Source organism: Bacillus sp. CR71 (assembly GCF_003429245.1).
Taxonomy (GTDB): domain Bacteria; phylum Bacillota; class Bacilli; order Bacillales; family Bacillaceae_G; genus Bacillus_A; species Bacillus_A thuringiensis_S.
The window spans coordinates 28,817-35,528 of sequence record NZ_CP031748.1 but is presented as its reverse complement, the minus strand read 5'-3'; the positions used below and the strand labels follow the sequence as shown (position 1 = coordinate 35,528).

The window sequence follows — 6,712 nt, the reverse complement described above, 5'->3', positions numbered from 1 at the left end:
CAAAAATGAAGCAATACGCCTATTGGCGTTAGCATAGATAGCAATAAAATAACCCTTGGAACAAGGGAGTTAGCTCGACTGTCTTAGGACGAATTCGTTAGCTACCAAAAGTAACGACTAACCGAGAAGCCCCCACTTCAAACAGTCCGTTAGGATCTTAAGTGGCGGGTAGTTCACCTTAAACATATTAAGAGTACTTAATAATTTTTAGGAGGCTTTTTTGAATGAAGTTATGTAAGGCGAAAACCTGGTTACCATTATCTGCTGCAATGATTACAGTAGTATTAAATCCAGTAGGGACTGCGGCTTCAACGGTTTATACGGTTCAAAAGAATGATACCCTAGAAGCAATAAGTAAACAATATGAGGTGTCCGTACAATCACTTAAACAAGAAAACAATAAAGAAAATGATCAAATTAATATTGGAGAACGTTTAACAATTCCGGTATCGTCAACTGCAAACAAATATGTTCAAAAAACTAATTCAACAGTTTCAACTAATACATATCAAGCAATTTACCAAGTGAAAAGCGGGGATACACTAAGTTCTATATCACAACAATATAAAGTTTCAATACAGTCCATAAAACAAAACAATAACGTAGACGAAAACCATATTTTTGTCGGTCAGCACTTAAAGATTGATACTGGTATTTCATTACAAGAAGTGGATTTAATGGCTCGATTAGTAAATGCAGAAGCAGGGGGAGAACCGCATGCAGGAAAGGTTGCAGTTGCAAAGGTAGTATTAAATCGTACTAACGCAAATGGTTTTCCAAATACAATTACAGACGTAATTTATGAACCCATTAAAAATGGTTATGCATTTACTCCTGTTACAGACGGTAGAATTAATCAGCCTGCTACACAGGAAGCAAAAATGGCAGTAGAAGAGGCTCTCACTTCAAAAGGAACAAATTCTGATTGGCTTTATTTCTACAATCCAAAAACCTCAACTGATAAATGGATTACAACACGTCAAACCGGTGTACAAATTGGAAACCATCTGTTTGCTAAATAAAATAACAGTACATTAATAGGTTTCCAATGAGATAAGGAGAGGTTATTTTTGCGTGTAGTTCATTCACTATTAGCAATATTAGCAGTTATATTTTTAATTTGTGGTGTTATTATTCACGAGTATGTATTGGTGTTTTTGGTAGGGATTTGTTGCATGGTGATAGTAAGTTTTATAATTTCCAGTATACGTAATTGGAAAGAGAATAGAAAGCGTATTTCTATCGTGTATTTTACTTGTGTATTAATATTATTGCTATTGACAATATATCTTTTGTTTGTCACTTTTTATACACGTTCTTTGGAATTTTAGCACTTTTATATAAGCTAACGCGGCACATAAATCAAAAAGAATGATGAATTCTTCAAAAAATAATCAGCTCGGTTTAACGAGCTGATTATTACATCCAGAAATCCTCAAAGTCTACGCTGTAACCTTTTCTTTTTAAGGCCCTAATTAATTTTTGGCCATTCCCTAATGAAGGTTTGTATGTATTTGAACGAGAAATACGACTAATTGTATTTTGATTTACTCCGCTCCATTCCTTTAATTCGGTTTGAGTAATACTATTTCTTTTTAAAAATTTACCAAACCTTGATAATGGTTTCCCCAAGCCAAACATTGTGAACACTCCTATTCATAAATTCTCTATTAATCACATCTTTACCAAAGCATGATTTTTTTAAACAAAAGTGTTAATAATGTACAAGCCCCACGCAATATGATGTATCAAGGTAGCCACTCTGGTATTTAGCAAACTTATTACCAAATTAGATACCCAATCAACCAGCCTATGTACTAGAAAGGTATCTACCAAGTTAACAGTCAAGATAGTGTTATCAAGGTAATAGGCACATAAACCCTATATTTTATCTAGTTTGTTCATTTTGTTTATAGAGGAGGGCAATTAAATGCGTGGTAGGAAGGAAACAATTTCTTTTCGTGAGTGTATGAATCGATCTTACGAAGAGAAAGAAAAGAAAATACGTAAATACAATTCAGTTAGTCCTTTCGCATTTCTTCATATGTCGGATCAGGTACTACATACTTACATTGCATTAGGAGTAATGGGAACGGTTTTAATAGGGGCAGTCATATTAGAAAAATATTTAGTGCGACATGACCATATATCAGCAGCTAAATTTATAAGTGAAGGTATTTATTACGGCATGCGAATAGGTGGAGTTTGTTTGATTGGGTATGTATTTATTCGCATCCTAATCATGTTTTAGGGGGAAGTATATGAGAATGATAAAGAATTGGCTTCATGCAAAAAGGTTAAGGAATCAACTTATAGAGGTATTTGGAAAAGCAGGTCTATATACGGAACATCAAACACGCGGGGGAAAAGTGCCTATTTATCCAAAGATATATAATATATCTTCTTCAGCGGAAAGCGTGAGGTATGTATTTACCATACCAAACGGATTAGATCCACAGAAGATTGAAAAGAAGTGGTTTTGTTTTCAGCAAATATTAGGACGGAATATTACGATTGAAGGGGATGTGAAAAAGTTTGTCCTACATGTATTTCATTCGAATGCTGGGCTAAAGCCGTATACTTATTGTTATAGAGAATGGCAGCCTCAATTAAAAGGTTACGGTTTACCTGTTGTGGTAGGCAGGGACCAATACGGAAAAATAATTGCGTACGATATGATTGGTTCCAATTCACCCCACTTATTAATCGCAGGAGAAACGGGAAGTGGGAAAAGTAGTATGGTACGTGTTGTACTATCCACACTCATTCAATATATGTCTCCTGAAAAGTTGCATTTGTATCTTGGTGACTTAAAAAACTCTGAATTTCATTTTTTACGTAGAGTGAAGCATGTAAAAGAAGTTTGTATGGAAGAAATCGAAATGAAAATAATGCTCCAAAAGTTATGGAAGGAAATCAGGGAACGAAGAAAATTTATGGAAGAATATGAAGTTGATCATATTGATACGTACAACAAATTAAATCCAAATCATCAAAAGCCATATATCCTACTTGCTATTGATGAAGTGGCTATGCTTAAAGATGAAAAAGAGTGTATGGCTACGATTGAAAAGATTTCAGCAGTCGGGCGATCACTTGGGGTTTTTCTTTTGCTTAGTATGCAGAGGCCAGATGCCAAGGTGTTAGATGGTAAGTTAAAACTTAATATGACTGTAAGAATGGGCTTTAAATGTGATAGTGTGATTAATAGTAATATTATGGGTACTCCTGGTTCAGAGTATTTAGAGCAAACTGGACAAATGATTTTTAAACGCAATGGATTAAAGAAAGTGCAAGCTCCTTATTTGGAATTAAGTAAGGCGAAACAAATTGTTGAACCATATCTCATGTCTAAAGGGGAGAAGATACTCAAAAATTCATCGCAAGTAGAAATGCCGTTATTTGGGGTGTTAGATGATGAAGAGTAGAGATAAAGGAATTCTGAATGATTTGAAGCAATTTAGATGCATGTCTCGAGATGATATTATTGACTTGCATTTTCAAGGCTTAAAGAATGCGATAACCTGCTGTAATACGGTTATGAAACGATTAAGAAGAGACGGCCATGTTGATGCTAACGTATTGCAACACCCATACATTTATTTTCCACAACCTAGTTCTATCAGAAAAACCAGTCAAAAAATCCCTCATTTCCTTGGTATTGTGGACGTATACAAACAACTTGTTCATTATGAAAATCCTAAGTTATTCAAAGTGGAACCAAAGTATGGGAAGGAATATATGGAGCCGGATGCTTTTACTATATGGCGTAGGTCGCCATTCTTTATTGAAGTTCAAAAGTCAGTGTACAGTAAAAAGATAATGCAAGATAAGATAAATAGATATGAGTTATACTACCATAGCCAAGAATGGCATAATGAACCTTGGCAACCGAGAACTTCTAAATTCTTTCCTTCAATTCTTATCATTACCGATAAATATTACGACGTTCAATCTCCTTATTTCCTTATATTTCAGGCGAATTCTATAGAGAGTTTTATGAATAATTTAATAGTGAAATCATAAAGAAAGCCTGCATAGTGCAGAGCTTTTTTCCTTTCAATAATGTATTAAGTCATGTGTGATGATCGTTAGACGGCAATAAATGCGAAGAGTGAATTTGAAGCAAGTTATGAAATAGTAAAAAAATGAAGAAAGTAATCGTTTAAATAATTTTTAATGGTTACGCGAATATCTCATTTATAAACATTGATATAGGTAGCTTTATTATCTTTCGAAAATGTAATGTTGACGTAAGGTTTTTGAATTTCTCTTCAACCGAAAACAGATTAAGATTACAGTAGCATAGAAAATCAATGAGGTGAACAATATGAAAAAATATATAGCAATTTTTAGCCTTTTAGTTGTATTTGCAAGTCTACTAGTTGGATGTGATATTAATCGTATTGGTAAAGGTGAATATTACGTTTAAATTGCCATGGATGGAAAAGGAGGAGTTTCAAAATCTATGGATGGTAAAGTGACGCGAAAGGAGTATGAATATACATTATCGGGTTTTGATAAGGAAGGTAAAGAAAAAGAGTTAGAATTTATTGCACAAAAGAATCTTCGTAAAGAAGCATTCCTACGTGTATATTATTCAGATAAAAAGGTGTAACAGCTTGGGAGGAAGTGCAGGAAGACGAGCTCCCGAAGAAAGCAAAAGAAAAACTAGGTGTGAAATAATCATTTATTTGTGATGGTGGATTCTCCTACGTGGAGGGTTCACCGTTTTTTATTATATGTTATTTTGTAGTTTTTTATATAAAGCATATTGAAAAAATAAGGTAAATCTTCCGGAATGAGATCTCCATAATTAATAATTTGTACGTTAACCTTTCCGTTATTACTAAATCCATTTATATCAACAATTTGTCCCACATATCCCGTTGTACCAATATCTTTTAAAGTACGTATAAAAAATGCCCTTTATCTTATCTTTATCTTATCTTTACCCTATCTTTAAACTTTTATATTAAACTTAAAACCTTAAAGTATTGATGTTTGAGTCTAAAGAGGGCGGGAGATAGATGTCCATTACATAGTTTGTAAATAACAAATTACCTTTGAAAAATTGAATTTTTTATACGAGGAGGAATATATGAAGGATACAAGTAAAAAACAAATTATAAAAGTGTTCCTTATTAGTATTTTGGGCTTAGGAATTATACTTGGAATGCTATATTTTAATCATAAAACCAATATTCAACAAAATAAAGCGCTAGCCACCGAAAAACGTGTATTGCAATATGAATCTACCTTGAAAAAAGAATTAGAAAAATATAATTTAGGAGAGAAAACAGCAGTTTTATTAGGAATTATGTACCAAGAGAGTAGAGGTGAGGGAAACGATCCTATGCAGTCATCCGAATCACTTGGATTAAAGCCAAATGAAATTCAAGAGACAAGCTTGAGCATTGAACAAGGAGTAAAACACTTTGCTAAAATGTACAAATATGGCACGGACAAGGATGTTAGCATGGATACAATTATTCAAAGCTATAATATGGGGCCAGGGTATATTGATTTTGTTGCTAGTCAAGAAGTTAAACAACACTCGGAGGATTCAGCCAAAAAGTTTTCTAAGATGAAAGTTGATCAAAATCCAGCGATGTATACTTGTGGTGGAAATAAAAATAATTTTAGGTATCCATATTGTTATGGTGATTTCACATATGCCACAAAGGTAAATGAAAAAACAAAATTTATTGAAGAACTTCTTCGAAATGTACATGCCTCTTCTAAATAAGCTGTAAAATGATACTGTCAGTTATCAACAATAAAATATTAGAATGTAACTTATACTTTAAATAATTCTTTTTTGCTTATATTTTTGTTATGCTCTGATGCAGGATTCTTATAATAGGGGTCACGCAATATAGCTATCAGGCTAACAATACAAAATATTCCCTAAAATAAAAAAAGACGTTATTCTTTCTGAGAAATCATTGGAAAAAATAACGTCTTTTTATCGATGTGAAGGTATCCTATATAAAAAATTTCAATCTTATTTCAATAAGGTGAAATAAGATTGAGACTCTTTTGTTATTTACTTTATGGATAATGGAATGGTAATTAAAAATTGTACGCCTTGTTTTGTATTACTCATAGAATACGTGATAAAAAGGGATTCTAAAATTTGTTTTACAATATATAACCCTAAGCCACTCCCTCCTGTATTTCGATTTCTTGACTTTTCGATTCGATAAAATGGTTTGAAAATATGTTGTATTTCTTCTTCTTTTATTTTGACACCTGTATTGATAACTCGTATTTGGATGTTGTTTTGTTTAGAATCCTTTGTTAACTTTATATAGACTTTTTCGTTATAAGGTGAATACATAATCGCATTATGAATGATGTTTTTACAAGCTTTTTCTAAAAGAACATAATCCGTATAAACAAAACTGTCAGAATCGACTTCTTTTATTATTTGAATGCCTTTTTGAGAAGCAAAAAATTCGAGTTTTTTTGTGATTGTATCTATTGATTTCGAAAGATTTACTTCTTCCACTTGAAGTTTAAAGGTATGTTGTTCTAATCTTGACATGCTTAAAATTTCGCGAACTAGCTGTTCCAGATTTTCGATTATTTGGAAATTTTTATTTAAATATTGGTCACGATTTTGATAAGGACCGATATTATATATCATCCCTTCTAAGTATCCTTTCATAACAGTAAGAGGAGTTTTTAATTCATGTGCTACAATAGC

At 32.7% G+C, this 6,712-nt stretch carries 7 protein-coding genes and 1 pseudogene; 6 read left to right on the top strand and 2 right to left on the bottom strand.

Annotation, left to right across the window (positions count from 1 at the left end):
* The first annotated feature begins 224 nt into the window (after nucleotides 1–224).
* Entirely contained in the window at nucleotides 225–1,022 is a 798-nt protein-coding gene (locus tag DOS87_RS00210; RefSeq protein ID WP_133964340.1) for a cell wall hydrolase, read from the top strand.
* Nucleotides 1,023–1,419: 397 nt separating this feature from the next.
* On the opposite strand, the gene DOS87_RS00205 is transcribed toward DOS87_RS00210, so the two are convergent.
* On the bottom strand, nucleotides 1,420–1,641 hold the full coding sequence (locus DOS87_RS00205; protein WP_000467343.1) for a helix-turn-helix domain-containing protein: 222 nt from the start codon (nucleotides 1,639–1,641) through the stop codon (nucleotides 1,420–1,422).
* 289 nt (nucleotides 1,642–1,930) lie between these two features.
* Between DOS87_RS00205 and DOS87_RS00200 the strand changes: the two genes are divergently transcribed.
* The 5 genes and pseudogenes from DOS87_RS00200 to DOS87_RS00180 all read left to right on the top strand — a co-directional run bounded on the left by DOS87_RS00200 (nucleotide 1,931) and on the right by DOS87_RS00180 (nucleotide 5,749).
* The gene (locus DOS87_RS00200) at nucleotides 1,931–2,251 is read left to right on the top strand and encodes a hypothetical protein (protein WP_001214903.1); all 321 of its coding nucleotides are present in this window, start codon (nucleotides 1,931–1,933) and stop codon (nucleotides 2,249–2,251) included.
* A gap of 10 nt (nucleotides 2,252–2,261) precedes the next feature.
* Nucleotides 2,262–3,428, top strand: a complete 1,167-nt coding sequence (locus DOS87_RS00195) for an FtsK/SpoIIIE domain-containing protein (protein ID WP_097947172.1) — start codon at nucleotides 2,262–2,264, stop codon at nucleotides 3,426–3,428.
* A 22-nt stretch (nucleotides 3,429–3,450) separates the two neighbouring features.
* On the top strand, nucleotides 3,451–4,026 hold the full coding sequence (locus DOS87_RS00190; protein ID WP_002094250.1) for a replication-relaxation family protein: 576 nt from the start codon (nucleotides 3,451–3,453) through the stop codon (nucleotides 4,024–4,026).
* A 304-nt stretch (nucleotides 4,027–4,330) separates the two neighbouring features.
* Nucleotides 4,331–4,686, top strand: a pseudogene (locus tag DOS87_RS00185) (YxeA family protein).
* A gap of 415 nt (nucleotides 4,687–5,101) precedes the next feature.
* Nucleotides 5,102–5,749 (top strand): lysozyme family protein, encoded by a 648-nt coding sequence (locus DOS87_RS00180; protein ID WP_000655720.1) that lies wholly within the window; start codon nucleotides 5,102–5,104, stop codon nucleotides 5,747–5,749.
* Nucleotides 5,750–6,049: 300 nt separating this feature from the next.
* Here the strand turns inward: DOS87_RS00180 and DOS87_RS00175 are convergent.
* The coding region (locus DOS87_RS00175) for a sensor histidine kinase (RefSeq protein ID WP_222616351.1) at nucleotides 6,050–6,712 on the bottom strand (663 nt) is incomplete at its 5' end.